An 18,204-nucleotide genomic window follows, 5' to 3' on the forward strand; every position below is an offset into this window, starting at 1 on the left:
GGCGGTCACGCGGACGCCATGGCGACGGCGGGCGGCCCACGGGGCCTGCGCCAGTTCCGGCTCGGGCGGCTCACCGAGAGTATGGCCTGGCTGGACTGCGGCAGCGGAGCCGACGGCCTCGACCGGGACTGGGACCTCGGGCCGGACGGCGCGGACGGACTCAGCGAGCAGGAACGCGACGCGGTGCGCTTCCGGGTGGCACGGGGCATCAACGCCCGCCCGGGCAACGCCCCCAAGGGCTGGCAGCGGTGGGCCGAGCAGGTGTTCCATCCACCGCAGCCCTGGCGCGAGTTGCTGGGGGCGGCGGTCCGCTCGGCGACCTCCTCGGGCGGCGCGGGCGAGGACTACACGTACGGCAGGCCGTCGCGCCGCTCGGCCGGAACACCCGGCGTGGTGCTGCCCAGCCTGCGACGCAGACCGCCCCGGGTCGCCGTGGTCATCGACACGTCCGGATCGGTCAGCGACGCCGAACTCGGCAGCGCCCTCCTGGAGGTCGCCGCGATCGCCCGCGCCGTCGGCGGCCGCCGCGACCTGGTCAGCGTGGTGCCGTGCGACGCGGCGGCCCGGGTCACGCACTCCCTGTGCCGGGCCGAGGGGATCCCGCTGGTGGGCGGCGGCGGCACGGACCTGCGCACCGGCTTCGCGAAGGCGCTCCGCTCGCGTCCCGCGCCCGACGCCGTCGTGGTGCTGACCGACGGGCAGACCCCCTGGCCGGACACGCGGCCCGCGTGCCGGACGGTGGTGGGCCTGTTCCCCCGGGAGCGGACGAGCGGCTCCTGGGACGAGGACAACCCCGACTACGTCCCCGACACACCGCCCGACTGGGCCCGCGTGGTGGTCATCGACTCCGGTCCGGGCGCCGGCCGGTGAGCCCCGCTGCGATCAGCCCAGGCGCGGGATCTCGATCGCCGGGCAGCGGTCCATCACCATCTCCAGGCCCGCGGCCCGGGTCCGCTCGTACGCCGCCTCGTCGACCACGCCGAGCTGGAACCAGACGGCCGAGGCTCCCTTGGCCACCGCCTCGTCGGCGACCGGGCCGGCCAGGTCGCTGTTGACGAAGACATCGACGACGTCCACGTCGAACGGGATGTCCGCGAGCGAGGCGTACCCCTGCTCGCCGTGCACCGTCTCCGCCTTGGGATGTACGGGCACTACGCGCTTGCCGAAGCGCTGCAGCACCTCGGCGACCCCGTACGCCGCGCGCTGCCGGTTGTTCGACAGGCCCACCACGGCCCAGGTGTCGCCCGACTCGGTGAGGATCTTGCGGACGGTTGCCTCGTCGCCGTACACCGGCGGCCTCCTCGTACTCACGAGCGGCCCGCGGGTCGGGCCACCCGGTCGGGACAACGGACGGCGACGTGCCGGGATTCCCCGTGCGGCGGGAGCGGTACGGCGCGCGCCCCTGTGCGCCACCGCGCCGCGCCGCCTACGCTCGCCTCGTGCTGCGCACATCGACGCCCGGACCGGACAACCCGCCGCCCCCGCCCGACGGGCACCGACCCGTGTCGAGGCGCACGCGCCGGGGTGTGACGCCACCGCCCTGCGCGTCATGCTCGTCGCGGACCTGCTGGTGCGCGCCCTGGAACTCGACGGCACCCCCGTGTGGGCCGTGCTGACGGGTACGGAGGAGGCGGAACGGCTGCGGAAGGACGCCGCCGCCCTCGGCATCCGGCCCTTCGAGGACGGCGACACCGCCGGCCACGGACCGGGCACCGGGCAGAGCGTCCGCGTCGTGGGTGAGCGTGGGGGCGGGAGCGGGCAAGCCCCGGACGCGGCGACGGTCGCCGTCGCGCCCGTACACCCGGCCGGACCCGACCTCGCCGACCCGGACGCCGTGCGGCTCGCCCTGCTGGAACGGCACCACCGCGCGCGCGTGGAGCTCGACGCGGCCGCGCTGGACGAGGCCCGGGACACCCTGGCGCGCCTGCGCCGCGCCGTCGCCGACTGGGCCCGGCACCCCTCGCGTCCGGTCCCGGCCGAGGTGCGCGACCAGCTGCGGGCCGCCTGGGAGGACGACCTGGACGCCCCCGGAGTGCTGCGGGTCCTGCGCCAGGTGGAGACCGACCCGGACCTTGCGGACGGGGCGCGGTTCGAGATCTGCGCCTACGCCGACCGGTTCCTCGGCCTCCATCTCACCCGGGACGTCGGCACCTCGTACTGACCGCGGGCCCCGCCCCGGCCGCGACGACCGGCCCGAAGGACGCGGCACGCCGAGCGCATAGGCTGGCCGGATGCAGGACGAGTACCGAACGGTCGCCCGCGCGGGGGTGCACGAAACCGAGATCAACCGCTCGCGCTTCCTGTGCGCCCTCGCCCCGGCCGCCACCGAACAGGACGCCCAGGCGTTCATCGCCGTCGTGCGCAAGGAGCACGCGGACGCCAGCCACAACTGCTGGGCGTACGTCATCGGCGCCGACGCCGCCGTCCAGAAGGCGAGCGACGACGGCGAGCCGGGAGGAACCGCCGGCGTCCCGATGCTCCAGATGCTGCTGCGCCGCGACATCCGGTACGTCGTCGCCGTCGTCACCCGCTACTACGGCGGTGTCAAGCTCGGCGCAGGCGGACTCATCCGCGCCTACGGCGGCGCGGTCGGCGAAGCCCTGGACGACCTCGGCACCCTCACCCGCCGCCGGTTCCGCCTGGCCACGGTGACCGTCGACCACCAGCGGGCCGGCAAGCTCCAGAACGACCTGCGCACCGCGGGCCGCGCGGTACGCGACGTGCGGTACGCCGAGGACGTCACCATCGAGGTCGGCCTGCCGGAGGCCGACGTGGACACCTTCCGCTCCTGGCTCGCGGACGCCACCGCGGGATCGGCCGGGTTCGAACTGGGCGGAGAGGCGTACGGGGACGCGTAGCCGAGGCGGCCACGTGGGAAGAGCCGGGCCTCCTTCGACGACCTCACCGTCTGCTTCGACGAAGAGCTGATGACAGCCTCGTCCCCGTCCCCCCGAGACCGGCCGTCAGGGGGTACGGAAGCCCCGGAAGGTCACCTGTCTGCGGGTCTTGAAGCCGAGCCGCTCGTACAGCGCGATCGCGCCGGTGTTCGTCTCGGCCACGTGCAGGAACGGACGTTCCCCGCGCGCCAGGACGCGGGCGGCGAGCGCGCTGATCAGGCGGGCGGCGTGTCCTTGCCCGCGTGCGTCGGGAGCGGTGCAGACGGCACTGATCTCGGTCCATCCCGGAGGGCGCAGGCGTTCTCCGGCCATCGCCACCAGGGTGCCGTTCAGCCGGACGCCCAGGTAGGTGCCGAGTTCGTGGGTACGCGGCCGGAAGGGCCCCGGCTCGGTCCGCGCGACGAGGTCGAGCATCTCGGGTACGTCGTCCGCGCCCAGTTCGACCACGCCGGTGCCGGACTGCGCGCCCGGTCGGCCGGGGCGACCGCTGCCGGGCCAGATCATCTGGCGGCCTTCGAGGCCGAAGACCGGCTCCCAACCCGACGGCGGGAGGGCCGGGCAGCTGAACATGTCGGCGAAGGCGCCGGGGCCGAGCAGCTCGGCGAGATCGGCCCAGTCCTCCGCGTCCGGGGCGGCGGACACGGAGGAGAAGGTCGCCACGTCCGGGAGGTAGGTGGCGGCCCGGCCGAGTCGGCGTGCGAGACGGGCGTGCCGGCCGCCGAGCGACTGACCCACCGGGTCGTCGAGTACCGGGTCGTCGTCGTTCGTCATCGTGCTGTTCCTTTCCCGGTGGGCGCGGTCGTCGGGCGGCCCGGGCCGGTTCCGCCGGCGCTCCGGGCGCGGCGCCTTCGATGCGGGCGCATGAGCCCCGCCACGGACACTCAGGGCTGGGTCGTGGCGACCTCCAGTCCGAAACCGATCAGTACGACGCCGGTGACACGGTCCATGCCACGGCGTACGGCCGGCTTCTCGAAGAAGGCGCGTGCCTTGGACAGCAGCAGGACGTACCCGCCGAGCCACACCGAGGTCAGCAGGGTGTGGACAAGGACCAGCAGGGCCATGCCGGTGTGCGGAGAAAGCCCGGTCGGGGCCAGCGCAGGCAGCAGTCCCGTGTAGAAGACGGCGATCTTGGGATTGAGGACGTTGCTCACCAGACCGGTCCGCCAGGGGTTGCCGCGCGGCTGGGCGACGGCCGCGGCCGGTGCCTGGGATCGGCCCCGACGGCTCTGGAGCAGCGCCTGGACCCCGAGGAAGAGCAGGTAGACGGCGCCGGCCAGTTTGACCACCGTGTACGCGGCGGCGGACGCGGACAGGACGGCGGCGAGGCCGGCCACCGCGAGTACGCCCCAGACCAGCAGACCCGCGGTGATCCCGCCCACGGCCCGTAGTCCGTCCTGCCAGCCGGAGGCGACGGCCCGCTTGGTCACGACGGCCATGTCCGGGCCGGGCACCATGGTCAGCACGGCCAGGACACCGGCCGCGGTCACGAACTGTATGAGCATCCACCAAGTCTCACATCCGCGCTGTGTCGCTCGACAGGTGGTGAGGTCAGTGGTGGACCAGGTACCGGCAGGCGCTAGCGTGGTGGCTGCCGGCCCGGGGTTCCCGTGGCCGGCTTGTGCTGGTTCTTGGGATGTCGCCAAGAGAAACATGCAGGTCAGGGCCACTTTATGAGATTGCTGCACACTTCCGACTGGCACCTCGGCCGGGCGTTCCACCGGGTGAACATGCTCGGTGCCCAGGCCGGGTTCGTCGGCCACCTCGTCGCGACCGTGCGCGAGCACGCCGTCGACGCCGTGGTCGTGTCGGGAGACGTGTACGACCGGGCGGTGCCGCCGCTCGCCGCCGTCGAGCTGTTCGACGACGCACTGCACCGCCTCGCCGACCTCGGTGTGCCGACGGTCATGATCTCCGGCAACCACGACTCGGCCCGCCGTCTCGGGGTCGGTGCCGGGCTCATCGACCGGGCCGGCATCCACCTGCGCACCGACCCGGCGGGCTGCGGCACCCCCGTGGTGCTGGCCGACGCCCACGGGGACGTGGCCTTCTACGGGCTGCCGTATCTCGAACCGGCTCTCGTGAAGACCGAGTTCGGCGTGGAGAAGGCGGGGCACGAGGCCGTGCTCGCCGCCGCCATGGACCGGGTGCGCGCCGACCTCGCCACGCGCGCGCGGGGCACCCGTTCCGTCGTCCTCGCGCACGCCTTCGTCACCGGCGGCGAGCAGAGCGACAGCGAGCGGGACATCACTGTGGGCGGGGTCGCAGCCGTGCCCTCCGGTGTCTTCGACGGCGTGGACTACGTGGCGCTGGGGCATCTGCACGGCTGCCAGACCCTCACCGAGCGCGTCCGCTACTCCGGCTCCCCGCTGCCGTACTCCTTCTCCGAGCACCGGCACCGCAAGAGCATGTGGCTCGTCGACCTGGACGCGGCGGGAGCGGTCACCGCCGAGCGCGTCGACTGCCCGGTGCCGCGCGCGCTGGCCCGGCTGCGCGGCACGCTGGAGGACCTGCTCGCCGACCCGGAGCTGACCCCGCACGAGGACGCGTGGGTCGAGGCGACCCTCACCGACCCGGTCCGGCCGGACGAGCCCATGGCCCGGCTCACGGAGCGGTTCCCGCACACGCTGAGCCTCGTCTTCGACCCCGAGCGCACCCCCGACGGTCCCGGTGTCTCCTACGCCCGGCGCCTCGCCGACCGCAGCGACCAGCAGATCGCGGAGGACTTCGTGGCCCACGTGCGCGGAGCCGGGCCCGACGACCACGAACAGGGTGTGCTGCGGGACGCCTTCGACGCCGTGCGCGCGGACGAGACCGTGCGGGAGGTGGCCCGGTGAGGCTGCACCGGCTGGACATCACCGCCTTCGGCCCCTTCGGTGCCTCCCAGAGCGTCGACTTCGACGACCTCTCGGCCGCCGGGCTCTTCCTGCTGCACGGCCCCACCGGCGCCGGCAAGACCTCCGTCCTCGACGCCGTCTGCTACGCGCTGTACGGCTCGGTGCCGGGCGCCCGGCAGGGCGGCGGCCAGGGCATGACGCTGCGCAGCGACCACGCGGCCGTCGGCACCCGGACCGAGGTGCGCCTCGAACTGACCGTCGCGGGGCGCCGGCTGGAGATCACCCGGCAGCCGCCCTGGGAACGGCCGAAGCTCCGCGGCAAGGGCACGACCGTCGACAAGGCCCAGACGTGGCTGCGCGAGTACGACGCGACGACCCGTGACTGGAAGGACCTCAGCCGTTCCCACCAGGAGATCGGCGAGGAGATCACGCAGCTGCTCGGTATGAGCCGCGAGCAGTTCTGCCAGGTCGTGCTGCTGCCCCAGGGCGACTTCGCGCGCTTCCTGCGCGCCGACGCGGAGGCGCGCGGCAAGCTCCTCGGCCGGCTCTTCGACACCCGGCGGTTCGCCGAGGTCGAGAAGCACCTCGCCGAACGGCGCCGTACGACCGAGGCCCGGGTGCGCGAAGGGGGCGCCACGCTGCTGGCCGACGCGCACCGGATGCAGCAGGCCGCGGGCAGCGCCATGGAACTGCCCGAGCTGGCGCCGGGTGAGCCGGGCCTGGCCGAGGCGGTCCTGCGCGCCGCCGCCGTCGCCCGCGGCACCGCACGAGAGCTGCTGGCGGTCGCCGACTGCCGGCTCACGGCCACCGAGTCCGCCCAGGCCACCGCCGAACGCGACCTGGCCGACACCCGCGAACTGGACCGGCTGCAACGCCGGTTCGCCGAGGCGCGGGAGCGCGCCGCACGGCTGGCGGAGCGGGCCGATGCCCACCGCGCCGCGCAGGAGCGCATGGAGCGGGGCCGCAAGGCCGAGGCGGTGGCCCCCGCCCTGGAACTGCGGGACGCCGCCGACACGGAACACCGGGCGGCGGCGGCCGCGGAGGCACGCGCGCGTGTCCGGCTGCCGCAGGCGCTCGCCGACGCGGGTGTCACCGGGCTCACCGCCGCCGCACGCCGGGCGGCCGAGGAACTGGGCAGCCTGGATTCGGCCAGGCGCGCCGAACGGCGCCTCACCGAACTGGTCGAGGAGCGGGCCGGCCTCGACCGCCAGGAACGCGCCGACGACGACGTCCGGCAGGAGGCGGAGACCTGGCTCGCCGGCTGGGAGACCACCCGCGCCGGACTCCAGGGCCGCGTCGACGGCGCGCAGGAGGCCGCGACCCGCGCCGAACAGCTCGCCGTACAGCGCGATCCGGCACAGCGGCGGCTCGACGCCGCCCGGCAACGGGACCGGCTCACCGACGACACGGAAGAGGCGCGGCGGCAGGCGCTCGCCTCGGCCGAACGCGCCGTCGAGGCCCGCGCCCACTGGCTCGACCTCAAGGAGCAGCGGCTGCACGGCATCGCCGCCGAACTCGCCGCGAACCTCACCGACGGCGCACCCTGTGCGGTGTGCGGCGCCACCGAACACCCCGCCCCCGCGCGCAAGAGCGCCGGCCACGTCGACCGCGAGGCCGAGGAGCGCGCCCTCGCCGCCTACCAGGCCGCCGACGAGCGGCGCGCGGATGCCGAACGGCACCTGGGCACCGTACGGGAGGCACTCGCCGCCGCCACGGCGGAAGCCGGTGACGCGCCCACGGCCCGGCTGGCCGAAGCGGCCGGGGAACTCGAGCGGGAGTACACGCGGACGCGGGCGGTCGCCTCCGGGCTGCACGCCGCGCAGGAGGAGCTGCGGCGGGCCGAACGCGAGCGTGAGGAGCGTGTCGCCGCCCAGCAGCAGGCCGCCGTCCGGTCCGCCTCCCGGGTCGCGGGACGTGAGCGGCTGGAGCGCGAACAGGCTGCACTGGAGGAGGAGTTGACGCGGGCCCGCGGCACCGCCGAGAGCGTGGAGGCGCGGGCGGCGCAGCTGGAGCGACAGGCCGCGCTGCTCACGGAGGCCGCCGACACCGCCCGCGCCGCCGAGAACACCGCCCAGCGACTCAAGGACGCCGACGCCCGGCTCGCCGACGCCGCCTTCCGGGCCGGCTTCGACACCCCGGGGGACGCGGCCGCCGCCCTGCTCGACGACGCCGCCCACCGCGAGTTGCAACGACGGCTCGACGCCTGGCAGTCGGAGGACGCCGCCGTCCGCGCCGTCCTCGCCGAGGCAGACACCGCCGACGCGGCCCGGCGACCGTCCGCCGACCTCGCCGCGGCGGAACGGGCGGCCGCCGATGCGGGCCGACGCCTGCGCGAGGCGTCCTCGGCCCGCGACGCCGCCGCCCGGTGCTGCGCCGAGCTGGACCGGCTGTCCGCGCAGGCCACCGCCTCCGTGCGCCGGCTCGCCCCGCTGCGCGAGGAGCACACCCGGGTCGCCCGCCTCGCCTCCCTCGCCGCGGGCACCTCGGCGGACAACGAACGCCGGATGCGCCTGGAGTCGTACGTCCTGGCGGCCCGACTCGAGCAGGTCGCCGCCGCGGCCACCGCCCGGCTGCTGCGCATGTCCTCCGGCCGCTACACCCTCGTCCACTCCGACGACCGCACCGGGCGCGGCCGCAGCGGCCTCGGCCTGCACGTCGTCGACGCCTGGACCGGCCGTGAACGGGACACGGCCACGCTGTCCGGCGGTGAGACGTTCTTCGCCTCGCTCGCCCTCGCGCTCGGCCTCGCCGACGTCGTCACCGACGAGGCGGGCGGCGTCCGCCTGGACACCCTCTTCATCGACGAGGGCTTCGGCAGCCTCGACGACCAGACCCTCGACGAGGTCCTCGACGTCCTCGACGCACTGCGCGAGCGGGACCGCAGCGTCGGCATCGTCAGCCATGTCGCCGACCTGCGGCGCCGCATCCACGCCCAACTCGAGGTCGTCAAGGGGCGGTCGGGGTCGGTACTGCGGCAGCGGGGCGCCGGCTGAGCGTGCCCTCCCAGCCGGCGCGCGTGTCTCAGCGGCCCAGGGGGCGGCGGGGGAGCGGTGAGGAGTAGACGACGCTCGTGGTGACCGGACCCAGGGCGCTGATCCGGCCGGACACCTCCTCCAGATGCCGCATCGAACGGGCCGCGACCTTGATGACGAAGCAGTCGTCGCCCGTGACGTGGTGCGCCTCCAGGATCTCCGGCGTGACCGCCACCAGGTCGTGGAACGGCTTGTAGTTGGCGACCGGGTAGCGCAGCCGCACGAACGTCAGGATCGGCAGCCCCAGCCGCTCGGGGTCGACGACCGCCGCGTACCCCTGGATGACCCCGGCCTCCTCCAGCCGCCGCACGCGCTCCGTCACCGCGCTCGCGGACATCGAGACGGCACGGGCCAGTTCGGCGAAACTGGCCCGCCCGTCCCGCTGGAGGGCGTCGAGAATGAGCCAGTCGGTGGTGTCCGGGGAATACTCGGTCATCCGGGATGGATAGCAGGGATTCACCGGTGGAACAAGGGGAGGGCCGGGGAATCCCTCTTCAGGCCGGGGCGGTGGGAACCGTAGATTCCTGACCGGAAGATCCAACGAGGAGAGGCCGGACCATGAGCGCCACCACCCCCGCCGCCGTCCCGCACGACGGGTCCGCCCCGTACGACGGCCCCGCCCCGTACGACGGCCCTGCCCCGCACGGCAACCCCGTCCTGCGCGTCGCCCCCGCACCGCCCGCCGAGGCCGCCGCGTACTTCCGGGCGAGCCTCGCCTTCCACACCGACGTCTCCGACGTCGCCGACGCACTCGCGGCCGGCGGCGACCCGGGATTCGTGCTCGTCGACTGCCGGTCCACCGAGTCCTGGGACCAGGGCCACGTCCCCGGTGCCGTCCACCTGCCCACCGCGCTGGTCGCCGAGCGGGCCGGTCAACTCCTCGACCCGGCCGTACCGGTCGTCACGTACTGCTGGGGCCCCGCCTGCAACGGCGCGGTGCGCGCCGCCCTGACCCTCGCCGAACTCGGGTACCGGGTCAAGGAGATGCTGGGCGGCTTCGAGTACTGGGTGCGCGAGGGCTTCGACTTCGGGACGTGGCAGGGCACCGAGCGCCGCGCCGCCGACCCCCTGACCGTTCCGGTGGACGCGGCCGACTGCGGTTGCTGAGCGGCGTGTAGGTTCTGCCGCATGGTGCGATACGCGGAGCCGGGCGCTGTGGAGTGGGTCGAGTCGGGCGGAGGGCCGCTCATCGCGGTCCCGGAGACGGTCCTGCCGTTCTGGACCGGCGCCGACGGCGAGGAGACGGACTCCGACTACGACCGGGCCTGCGAGGTCGACGGCTACGTCGGGCTTCTTCCCGTCGGTGACTCCACCGCCCTGGTGCTCGGCGACGAACCCGCCGCCACCGCCTACCTCCCCGACCACGGCACCTTCGTCCGCTGGTGCGCCGCGGACTCCGAGGACGAGGTGCTGGCCGGTGTCCCCGCCGCCCTCGACACGGCCGAGTGGGAACCCGAGGTGTCCTGGCACGTCCCCGGCCCCGTGCTCCTGTTCGACGCCGCCTGGCCCGGCACCGCATCGGACCGCGCCGGCCGGGCGCGGGTCGCGCTGGAGTCCGGCCGGTACGCGGTGCGCGCGGCGGAGGTGCGCCCCGGGCCGGAGACCTGGCTGAGCCTCGTACACCTGCGGCGGCTCGCCGACCGGTAGCCGGGGACGATATTGGAGTGCGGGGCGGCCACGGCCCACCCATCATGGGTGCCCATGCCACGACTTCCCCACCCCGCATCCGAAGACCTGCGCCGCGATCCGCTGCCCCTGCGCGGCCGCACCGCCCTCGTCACCGGAGCCAGCCGGCGCGGCGGCATCGGCCATGCCGTGGCCCGGCGGCTCGCCGCGTACGGAGCGAGCGTCTACCTGCACCACCACGTTGCGCACGACGCCGCCATGCCCTGGGGCGCCGACCGGCCCGAGGACGTGGCCGACTCCGTGCGCGCGGCGCTCGGCGACCCCGACGCCGCCGTGCACGCGGGTCCCGGCGACCTCAGCCGCCCCGACGCACCCGGCGAACTCGTCGACACCGCCGCCGAAGTGCTCGGCGGACGGCTGGACGTCCTCGTCGCCAACCACGCGCTCAGCGGCTCCGACGGCAGCCTCGACACCATCGACGCCGCCATGCTCGACGCGCACTGGCAGGTCGACACCCGCTCCGTCCTGCTGCTGATCCAGGCCTACGCCCGCCGCCGTGCCGCACTGCCGTCCCGCACGCCCGGCGGACGCGTCGTGATGATGACCTCCGGCCAGGACATCGCGGGCGGCATGCCCGGCGAGATCGCCTACGCGCTCCAGAAGGGCGCGCTCGCCTCCGTCACGCGCTCCCTGGCGACCACCCTCGCCGAGCACGCCGTCACCGTGAACGCGGTCAACCCGGGCCCCGTGGACACCGGTTACCTGACCGGCGACGCCTACGACGCCGTCGCCGCCTGCTTCCCCGGCGGACGGTGGGGCATGCCCGACGACCCCGCCCGCCTCATCACGTGGCTCGCCACGGACGAGGCGGAGTGGATCACCGGTCAGGTGATCGACTCGGAGGGCGGTTTCAGGCGGTGAGCGGCGAGGCCGGCGGGCGTCACAGCCGCGACAGCTCGTCCACCAGGTCGTCCAGACCCAGCGACCCCTGGGAGAGGGCCGCCATGTGCCACGCCTTGAGGTCGAACGCGTCGCCGTGCCGCTCGCGGGCCTTCTCCCGGCCCAGCAGCCACGCCCGCTCGCCGAGCTTGTAGCCGATCGCCTGGCCCGGGATCGTCAGGTACCGGGTCAGCTCGCTCTCCACGAAGTCCGCCGGGCGGCTGCTGTGCGCGCCGAAGAACTCCTGCGCCAGCTTCGGCGTCCAGCGCTCACCCGGGTGGAACGGCGAGTTGGCCGGGATCTCCAGCTCCAGGTGCATGCCGATGTCCACGATGACCCGGGCGGCCCGCATCATCTGCGCGTCCAGGTAACCGAGGCGCTGCTCCGCGTCGGTGAGGTAGCCCAGCTCGTCCATCAGCCGTTCCGCGTACAGCGCCCAGCCCTCGGCGTTGGCGCTGACCATGCCCACGGACGCCTGGTAGCGGGAGAGGTCCTCCGCCACGTGGGTCCACTGGGCGAGCTGGAGGTGGTGGCCCGGGACGCCCTCGTGGTACCAAGTCGACACCAGGTCGTAGACCGGGAACCGGGTCAGGCCCATGGTCGGCAGCCAGGTGCGGCCGGGACGCGAGAAGTCCTCCGACGGCGAGGTGTAGTAGGGGGCCGCCGCGCTGCCGGGCGGCGCGATGCGCGACTCCACCCTCCGCACCCGCTCGGCGAGTTCGAAGTGCGTGCCGTCCAACTGCTCGATCGCCTGGTCCATCAGGCCCTGCAGCCAGTCGCGGACCTCGTCGACGCCCTCGATGTGCCTGCCGTGCTCGTCCAGGTGCGCAAGCGCCACCCACGGCGTCTCGGCGCCCGGCAGGATCTTCTCCGCCTCCGCCTTCATCTCGGCCAGCAGGCGGTGGTACTCGGCCCAGCCGTACGCGTACGCCTCGTCGAGGTCCAGGTCCGTGCCGTTGTAGTAACGCGACCAGCGGGCGTAGCGCTCCCGGCCCACCGTGTTCGGGGCGCCCTCGATCGCCGGGGCGTACACGTCGCGCATCCAGTCCCGCAGTTCCGCCACGGCGGCGGTCGCACCCCGGGCGGCCTCGTCCAGCTCCGCGCGCAGCGCTTCGGGGCCGTCGGCGGCGAAGTCCTCGAACCAGCCACGCCCCTCACCCGTGTCCGCCCACTCGCCGAGCTGCTCGACGAAGGTGGCCGTCGGACGCGGCGCCGCGTACAGCTCGCGCTCCAGGCCCAGCGACAGGGACTCGCGGTACCCGGCGAACGCCGCCGGCACCGCACGCAGCCGCTCGGCGATCCGGGCCCAGTCCTCGTCGGTCTGCGTCGGGGTGAGGGTGAACACCTCGCGCACCGAATGGGCGGCGGTGCCCATGTTGCCGACCGAGCGCAGGCCCTCGTCGGCCTCGTGCACCGCGAGTTCGGCCGTCAGACGTTCGCGCAGCAGCCGGGCACAACGCCGTTCCACGTCGGTGTCCCCGCCGGGCCTGCGCTCCGCCTCGTCCAGCCGGACGAGGGTGGTGCGGGCCAGCTCCGCGAGGGCCTCCTGCCCGGCGGGTGAGAAGTCGGGCAGACGGCTGGAACTCTCCGTGACACCGAGATAGGTACCGGTGACCGGGTCGAGGGCGATGAGCTCGTCGACGTAGGCGTCGGCGACCTCGCGGGGCAGCGGGTTGTTGATCTCTGACATGCGGACATCCTCGTACGGATTCCGGTGCCGCGTCAGCCCGGAGGACCGGGCCCGATGGCGCGGGCGGCCGGATTTCGCTCAGGGCGTGGCCGGGGGCGTGGATGCCGACGTCGATGTGGGGGCGGCCGTGGGCGCGGCCGGAGGCAGCAGAGGTCCGCACTCCCACTGCTGGAAGATCAGCCGGGTCTCGACCCGGGCCACCTCGCGCCGGGACGTGAACTCGTCCAGGACCAGCCGCTGCAGATCCGTCATGTCCGCGACCGCGACATGCACGAGATAGTCGTCCGGGCCGGTGAGGTGGAAGACGGTGCGCGACTCCGGCAGCGCCCGGATCCGCTCCACGAACGGCCCGACCAGCTCCCTCCGGTGCGGGCGCACCTGCACGAGCAGCAGTGCCTGGAGACCGCGGCCCAGCTTCGCCGGGTCCAGTTCGAGCCGATGGCCGAGGATCACCCCGGCCCGCCGCAACCGGGCCACCCGGTCAAGACAGGTCGACGGGGCGACTCCGACCTGGGCGGCGAGATCGCGGTAGGTGGTCCGGGCGTCGTTCTGCAGCAGCCGCAGCAGATGAAGATCCACCGGATCCAGTACGACGGAATCGGCCATGGCCCGAACGTAGCACGGAGTACGACCCCGCCGACCCGTTCGGTGTTCACTCTTCCGCCATGGACTCAGCGCGCACGCACACGTCAACACCCGACGACGTACGCACCACCGCACCCAGGGGCAGGGCACTGGCCACCGAGGCCGTGCACGCCGGCCGCGACGACCTCGCCGGCCGCGGACTGCACGCCCCGCCCATCGACCTGTCCACGACCTACCCGTCGTACGACAGCCGAGGCGAGGCCGCCCGCATCGACGCGTTCGCCGCCACCGGCGCCGAGCCGGACGGACCGCCGGTCTACGGCCGCCTGGGCAACCCGACCGTCGCCCGCTTCGAGACGGCGCTGGCCCGGCTGGAGGGGACCGAGGCCGCCGTCGCCTTCGCCAGCGGCATGGCGGCGCTGAGCGCAATCCTGCTGGTCCGCGGCTCGATGGGGCTGCGGCACGTCGTCGCCGTACGGCCCCTTTACGGCTGCAGCGACCACCTGCTGACCGCCGGGCTGCTGGGGTCCGAGGTCACCTGGACCGACCCGGCGGGCGTCGCGGACGCGCTGCGCCCGGACACGGGCCTGGTGCTCGTGGAGTCACCGGCCAACCCGACGCTGGCCGAGGTCGACCTGCGCGCCGTCGCCCACGCCTGTGGCTCGGTGCCGCTGCTCGTGGACAACACCTTCGCCACGCCCGTGCTCCAGCGTCCCGCCGAACACGGTGCCCGGCTCGTGCTGCACAGCGCCACCAAGTACCTCGGCGGGCACGGGGACGTGCTGGCCGGCGTGGTCGCCTGCGACGAGGAGTTCGCGGGACGGCTGCGGCAGGTCCGCTTCGCCACGGGCGGAGTGCTGCACCCGCTGGCCGGCTACCTGCTGCTGCGGGGACTGTCCACCCTGCCCGTCCGGGTACGGGCCGCCTCCGCCAACGCCGCCGAGCTGGCCGGGCGGCTGGCCGCCGACCCACGGGTGGCCCGCGTCCACTATCCGCGCATCGGCGGCGCGATGGTCTCCTTCGAGGTCCACGGCGACCCGCACGAGGTCATCGGCGGGGTCCGGCTGATCACCCCGGCGGTGAGCCTCGGCAGCGTCGACACGCTCATCCAGCACCCGGCGTCCATCAGCCACCGCATCGTGGACGCGGACGACCGGCGGGGCGCCGGGGTCGGCGACCGGCTGCTGCGGCTGTCGGTCGGCCTCGAGGACGTCGACGACCTGTGGGCCGACCTGGACCGGGCGCTGGGGGAGCGGGCGGTCGGCGCCATCCCGCTGCGGGAGGCGCTGTCGCGGACCGAGTGACAGCGCCCGTCACGCCCGTTCTGCCCGGCGCGCTCGTCTGCCGGTCTGCCGGTCCTGTGCGTCCTGCCGGTCCTGTGCCGGTCTTGTGCGTCCTGCCGGTCTGCCGGTCCTGTGCCGGTCCTGCGCGTCCTGCCGGTCACGCTTGTCCTGCCTGTCACTCCTGGCCGATCCGCTCCCCGTGCGGCAGGCGTGCCACGGACCGGGCGGACGGGTCCAGGCGGGCCGTGACGACCAGGGTCCCCTCCTCGATCTGGTAGTCGAGGGGGAGGCCCAGGCCGCGCATCGCGGCGACCATGCCCGTGTTGGACGCCTGCGTGACCGCGTACACGCTCTCGCAGCCCGTCTCCGCCGCCATCGCGACGAGCCGGCCGAGGAGTTCGCCGCCGATGCCGCGACGCTGCCACGCGTCCTCGACGAGCAGCGCGACCTCCGTCTCCTCCCCGTCCCACAGCAGATGACCGAGCCCGACGATCCGCCCCGAGGCGGTCTGCACGGCGAGGGTGCGGCCGAAGCGTGGGCTGAGCAGGTGGCCGAGATAGCGGTCGGCGTCCCGGACCGGGCCGTGGTACCGCATCCCGAGCGTCCGCGCCGAGCAGCGCTCGTGCATCGCCTTCGCGGCCGGGACGTCACGCGTGTCGGCCCGGCGGACCGTGATGTCGCTCCCCTCGGGAAGCGTCAGCACGTCCCGGCCGCGCGGGATTCGCGGACCGAGCCGGGCGTCCAGCTCGACCAGGGCCCGCGCCCGGGCGAACTCGGCCGGGGTGAAGGGCAGATGGGGGCGCTCCACGCTGATCACCCCGCCCTCCGGGGCGCGCAGCCGCAGCACGGTGTCCTCGAGGGCGCCCTCCGGCGGTACGGTCTCGGCGACTTCCGCCCCCGTGGTGACGGGCAGCGACCGGATGGTGCACCTGCCCAGCAACTGTCGCAGCGCCAGCGGAAGTTCGGCCGGGTCCAGGGCCGTACGGGCGGCCAGGCCCAGCACCCGGGTCGGCGCGTCCACCAGGTCGTGGGCGTCCGCCCGCTCCGTCCAGGTCCGCGTACCGCCCGCCGTCGTCACCACCTCGGCCAACTCGGTCCCGCTCAGCTCACCCGGGACACGGAGCAGGAACTCGTCCACCGTGCCCTCGGCCAGCGGGTGCGTCTGCAGGCTCAGGATGTCGATCCGCCGGTCGGCGAGGGCCGCGCACAGCACGGCCAGTGATCCCGGCGCGTCCCGCACCGTCGTCCGCATCCGCCACAACGCGCTCTCGCCGCCTGCGCCTTCGGTCCGCTCGGGCCCGGCCGGCCGCTCGTCGGTCGGCGGCCGGGCGCCGGTATCGTCCGCGGGCGGCGCGTGCCCGTGGCGGCGTGACCACCGGGTGCGGAAGCCCGCCGTGGCGATCAGCACCGCCACCGAGGCCAGCACCATGGCGGGCACCGCGGTGCCGTGCTCGGCGAGGCGTGCCACGGCATCCGTCACATCAGACATGTCTCGACTCATGCACCCACTGTGAAGGAAGGGTGTTGCGTGATCGCGAACGCTCTGTAACCGACGGGTAAAGAGGGCTTCCCGGATATTCGGGAGGAGTTGGCGCGCTCCCGCGCCGCGTCCCCGGGTCTCGCTCCCGCGCCGCGCTCCCCGGGCCGCGCACCGGGGGATGACGCCGGTGCGCGGCATACCCGACAGGCTACGGGACTACTGGCCGACCCGGCCCGGCCGCAGCACCTTCGTGAACAGCACCGTGCCGTCCTGCTCACGCAACCGCACCGTCATCTCGACGCTGTCACCGTCGATGTCGACCTCGCCGAAGAACTGGTAGCCGTCCGCGGGCGAGACGTTCGAGGCGGTCGGCGCCTTCACGAAGACGCGTTCGGGACCGAAGGTGCCGTCCAGCTCGCTGGCGGGGAAAGCGCCCGCGTTGAGCGGCCCGGACACGAACTCCCAGAACGGCTCGAAGTCGGTGAACGCCGCCCGCGAGGGCTGGTATTGCTGGGCCGAGGTGTGGTGCACGTCGGCCGTCAGCCACACCGTGCCGGTGATCCGCCGGTGCTTGACGAAGCGCAGCAGCTCGGCGATCTGCAGCTCACGCCCCAGTGGTGCGCCGGGGTCGCCCTGCGCGATCGCCTCCATGTTGGGCGCGCCCTCGGTGGCGTCCGGCACGACAAGACCGATCGGCATGTCCGCCGCGATCACCTTCCACACCGCGCGCGAGCGCGCCAGCTCCCGCTTGAGCCACTCCAACTGCTCGCGGCCCAGGATGCCCTGCGGGTCCGTCGTCTGTTCGTCGGGGGAGTTGGCGTTGCGGTACGTCCGCATGTCCAGCACGAACACGTCGAGCAGCGGGCCCTGGCGCAGCACCCGGTGCACACGCCCCTCGCGCGCGCCGGGGCGCAGGGTGGAGATCGGGAAGTACTCGCCGAACGCGCGCCGGGCGCGGGCGGCCAGGGCGTCGACGCTCTTCTCGGTGTACCGGTCGTCCGTGTCCGCGATCACCTGGCCCGGGTACCAGTTGTTGCGCACCTCGTGGTCGTCCCACTGGATGACGGACGGAACCCGCGCGTTGAAGCGGCGCAGGTTCTCGTCGAGCAGGTTGTAGCGGAAGTTGCCGCGGAACTCGGCGAGGGTCTCGGCGACCTTGGACTTCTCCTCGGTCGTGATGTTCCGCCAGGTGCCGCCGCCGGGCAGGGCGGCCGTCTCCGCGATGGGGCCGTCGGCGTAGATGTTGTCGCCGCTGCACAGGAAGAAGTCGGGGTCCAGGGCCCCCATGGCGTCGTAGATGCGGTAGCCGCCGAGGTCGGGGTTGATGCCCCAGCCCTGGCCCGCGAGGTCGCCGGACCACACGAAGCGTACGCCGTCGCGCCGGCGGACCGGCACGGTGCGGAAGGTGCCGGTGACCGGCTCGCCGGTGCGGCGCGGGTCGTCCGGGTCGGCGAGGAGCACGCGGTAGTGGATCTGCTCGCCCGGCGGCAGGCCGCGCAGCCGCGTGGTGCCGGTGAAGTCGGTGTCGCGTCCGAGCAGCGGGCCCTGCCACCGGTGCGGACGGCGGAACGCCTCGGTCGCCGACGTCTCGACGATCATCCGGGCCGGCCGGTCGGACCGCACCCACACCAGACCGGAGTGGGAGGTCACGTCTCCCGTCTGCACGCCCCAGCCCGCCCCCGGGCGCCCCGAACGGGCGAACGCCGGTGCCGCCCCGAGGGCTGTGGGCAGGGTCAGGGCCGCCGACGCGGCGAGCGAACCGCGCAGCACGCTGCGGCGGCCGGGCAACGGACGTGGTGACATGGATGCGCCTCCAGGGACGGGATCCGGCCCGCTTT

At 74.3% G+C, this 18,204-nt stretch carries 16 protein-coding genes and 1 pseudogene; 9 read left to right on the forward strand and 8 right to left on the reverse strand.

Features of this window, described 5'->3' with window-relative positions:
* Positions 1–45 precede the first annotated feature (45 nt).
* A pseudogene (locus ABS735_RS11650) lies at positions 46–870 on the forward strand (vWA domain-containing protein); the annotation flags it as partial.
* A 12-nt stretch (positions 871–882) separates the two neighbouring features.
* On the opposite strand, the gene ABS735_RS11655 reads toward ABS735_RS11650, so the two are convergent.
* On the reverse strand, positions 883–1,290 hold the full coding sequence (locus ABS735_RS11655; protein ID WP_373906126.1) for a CoA-binding protein: 408 nt from the start codon (positions 1,288–1,290) through the stop codon (positions 883–885).
* Positions 1,291–1,549: 259 nt separating this feature from the next.
* Between ABS735_RS11655 and ABS735_RS11660 the strand changes: the two genes are divergently transcribed.
* A complete protein-coding gene (locus ABS735_RS11660; RefSeq protein ID WP_373906125.1) occupies positions 1,550–2,161 on the forward strand; it encodes a hypothetical protein in 612 nt (203 codons plus the stop codon).
* Between the two features lie 70 nt (positions 2,162–2,231).
* Entirely contained in the window at positions 2,232–2,858 is a 627-nt protein-coding gene (locus ABS735_RS11665; protein WP_373906124.1) for a YigZ family protein, read from the forward strand.
* Positions 2,859–2,963: 105 nt separating this feature from the next.
* Here the strand turns inward: ABS735_RS11665 and ABS735_RS11670 are convergent, their stop codons facing one another.
* Together ABS735_RS11670 and ABS735_RS11675 are read right to left on the reverse strand one after the other, a co-directional pair.
* Positions 2,964–3,668, reverse strand: a complete 705-nt coding sequence (locus ABS735_RS11670; RefSeq protein WP_373906123.1) for a GNAT family N-acetyltransferase — start codon at positions 3,666–3,668, stop codon at positions 2,964–2,966.
* A gap of 110 nt (positions 3,669–3,778) precedes the next feature.
* Positions 3,779–4,399: a LysE family translocator gene (locus ABS735_RS11675; RefSeq protein ID WP_373906122.1), complete on the reverse strand. Its 621-nt coding sequence runs from the start codon at positions 4,397–4,399 to the stop codon at positions 3,779–3,781.
* A 168-nt stretch (positions 4,400–4,567) separates the two neighbouring features.
* On the opposite strand from ABS735_RS11675, the gene ABS735_RS11680 reads away from it, so the two are divergent.
* Together ABS735_RS11680 and ABS735_RS11685 are read left to right on the forward strand one after the other, a co-directional pair.
* Positions 4,568–5,731, forward strand: a complete 1,164-nt coding sequence (locus tag ABS735_RS11680; protein ID WP_373906121.1) for an exonuclease SbcCD subunit D — start codon at positions 4,568–4,570, stop codon at positions 5,729–5,731.
* The gene (locus ABS735_RS11685) at positions 5,728–8,724 is read left to right on the forward strand and encodes an AAA family ATPase (protein WP_373906120.1); all 2,997 of its coding nucleotides are present in this window, start codon (positions 5,728–5,730) and stop codon (positions 8,722–8,724) included. Before ABS735_RS11680 ends, ABS735_RS11685 begins: the two co-directional genes overlap by 4 nt.
* A 28-nt stretch (positions 8,725–8,752) precedes the next feature.
* On the opposite strand, the gene ABS735_RS11690 is transcribed toward ABS735_RS11685, so the two are convergent.
* Positions 8,753–9,199, reverse strand: coding sequence for an Lrp/AsnC family transcriptional regulator (locus ABS735_RS11690; protein WP_373906119.1), 447 nt, complete (start codon positions 9,197–9,199; stop codon positions 8,753–8,755).
* Between the two features lie 122 nt (positions 9,200–9,321).
* On the opposite strand from ABS735_RS11690, the gene ABS735_RS11695 reads away from it, so the two are divergent.
* From ABS735_RS11695 to ABS735_RS11705, 3 genes are read left to right on the forward strand one after another with little or no spacing between them, the layout of a single operon-like run.
* The gene (locus ABS735_RS11695; protein ID WP_373906118.1) at positions 9,322–9,870 is read left to right on the forward strand and encodes a rhodanese-like domain-containing protein; all 549 of its coding nucleotides are present in this window, start codon (positions 9,322–9,324) and stop codon (positions 9,868–9,870) included.
* Positions 9,871–9,891: 21 nt separating this feature from the next.
* Positions 9,892–10,410, forward strand: a complete 519-nt coding sequence (locus ABS735_RS11700; RefSeq protein ID WP_373906117.1) for an immunity 21 family protein — start codon at positions 9,892–9,894, stop codon at positions 10,408–10,410.
* Positions 10,411–10,464: 54 nt separating this feature from the next.
* Positions 10,465–11,310: an SDR family oxidoreductase gene (locus ABS735_RS11705; protein ID WP_373906116.1), complete on the forward strand. Its 846-nt coding sequence runs from the start codon at positions 10,465–10,467 to the stop codon at positions 11,308–11,310.
* A gap of 19 nt (positions 11,311–11,329) precedes the next feature.
* Here the strand turns inward: ABS735_RS11705 and ABS735_RS11710 are convergent, their stop codons facing one another.
* Both ABS735_RS11710 and ABS735_RS11715 read right to left on the reverse strand, forming a co-directional pair.
* A complete protein-coding gene (locus ABS735_RS11710) occupies positions 11,330–13,018 on the reverse strand; it encodes a DUF885 domain-containing protein (protein ID WP_373906115.1) in 1,689 nt (562 codons plus the stop codon).
* Between the two features lie 78 nt (positions 13,019–13,096).
* Entirely contained in the window at positions 13,097–13,624 is a 528-nt protein-coding gene (locus ABS735_RS11715; RefSeq protein WP_373906114.1) for an Lrp/AsnC family transcriptional regulator, read from the reverse strand.
* A gap of 59 nt (positions 13,625–13,683) precedes the next feature.
* On the opposite strand from ABS735_RS11715, the gene ABS735_RS11720 reads away from it, so the two are divergent.
* Positions 13,684–14,907: a trans-sulfuration enzyme family protein gene (locus ABS735_RS11720; RefSeq protein WP_373906113.1), complete on the forward strand. Its 1,224-nt coding sequence runs from the start codon at positions 13,684–13,686 to the stop codon at positions 14,905–14,907.
* Between the two features lie 154 nt (positions 14,908–15,061).
* On the opposite strand, the gene ABS735_RS11725 is transcribed toward ABS735_RS11720, so the two are convergent.
* The gene (locus ABS735_RS11725) at positions 15,062–16,375 is read right to left on the reverse strand and encodes a GNAT family N-acetyltransferase (RefSeq protein WP_373906112.1); all 1,314 of its coding nucleotides are present in this window, start codon (positions 16,373–16,375) and stop codon (positions 15,062–15,064) included.
* A gap of 207 nt (positions 16,376–16,582) precedes the next feature.
* Positions 16,583–18,169, reverse strand: a complete 1,587-nt coding sequence (locus ABS735_RS11730) for an alkaline phosphatase D family protein (RefSeq protein ID WP_373906111.1) — start codon at positions 18,167–18,169, stop codon at positions 16,583–16,585.
* Between the last annotated feature and the right edge of the window lie 35 nt (positions 18,170–18,204).

The sequence above is a fragment of the Streptomyces sp. MMCC 100 genome (assembly GCF_041538145.2).
Classification (GTDB): Bacteria; Actinomycetota; Actinomycetes; order Streptomycetales; family Streptomycetaceae; genus Streptomyces.

Bases quoted from the DNA above. Each gene is read 5' to 3' on its own strand.
- ABS735_RS11660 (WP_373906125.1), top strand. From the start codon at position 1,550: ATGCTCGTCGCGGACCTGCTGGTGCGCGCCCTGGAACTCGACGGCACC.
- ABS735_RS11665 (WP_373906124.1), top strand. From the start codon at position 2,232: ATGCAGGACGAGTACCGAACGGTCGCCCGCGCGGGGGTGCACGAAACC.
- ABS735_RS11670 (WP_373906123.1), bottom strand. From the start codon at position 3,668: ATGACGAACGACGACGACCCGGTACTCGACGACCCGGTGGGTCAGTCG.
- ABS735_RS11675 (WP_373906122.1), bottom strand. From the start codon at position 4,399: ATGCTCATACAGTTCGTGACCGCGGCCGGTGTCCTGGCCGTGCTGACC.
- ABS735_RS11680 (WP_373906121.1), top strand. From the start codon at position 4,568: ATGAGATTGCTGCACACTTCCGACTGGCACCTCGGCCGGGCGTTCCAC.
- ABS735_RS11690 (WP_373906119.1), bottom strand. From the start codon at position 9,199: ATGACCGAGTATTCCCCGGACACCACCGACTGGCTCATTCTCGACGCC.
- ABS735_RS11695 (WP_373906118.1), top strand. From the start codon at position 9,322: ATGAGCGCCACCACCCCCGCCGCCGTCCCGCACGACGGGTCCGCCCCG.
- ABS735_RS11700 (WP_373906117.1), top strand. From the start codon at position 9,892: ATGGTGCGATACGCGGAGCCGGGCGCTGTGGAGTGGGTCGAGTCGGGC.
- ABS735_RS11705 (WP_373906116.1), top strand. From the start codon at position 10,465: ATGCCACGACTTCCCCACCCCGCATCCGAAGACCTGCGCCGCGATCCG.
- ABS735_RS11710 (WP_373906115.1), bottom strand. From the start codon at position 13,018: ATGTCAGAGATCAACAACCCGCTGCCCCGCGAGGTCGCCGACGCCTAC.
- ABS735_RS11715 (WP_373906114.1), bottom strand. From the start codon at position 13,624: ATGGCCGATTCCGTCGTACTGGATCCGGTGGATCTTCATCTGCTGCGG.
- ABS735_RS11720 (WP_373906113.1), top strand. From the start codon at position 13,684: ATGGACTCAGCGCGCACGCACACGTCAACACCCGACGACGTACGCACC.
- ABS735_RS11725 (WP_373906112.1), bottom strand. From the start codon at position 16,375: ATGTCTGATGTGACGGATGCCGTGGCACGCCTCGCCGAGCACGGCACC.
- ABS735_RS11730 (WP_373906111.1), bottom strand. From the start codon at position 18,169: ATGTCACCACGTCCGTTGCCCGGCCGCCGCAGCGTGCTGCGCGGTTCG.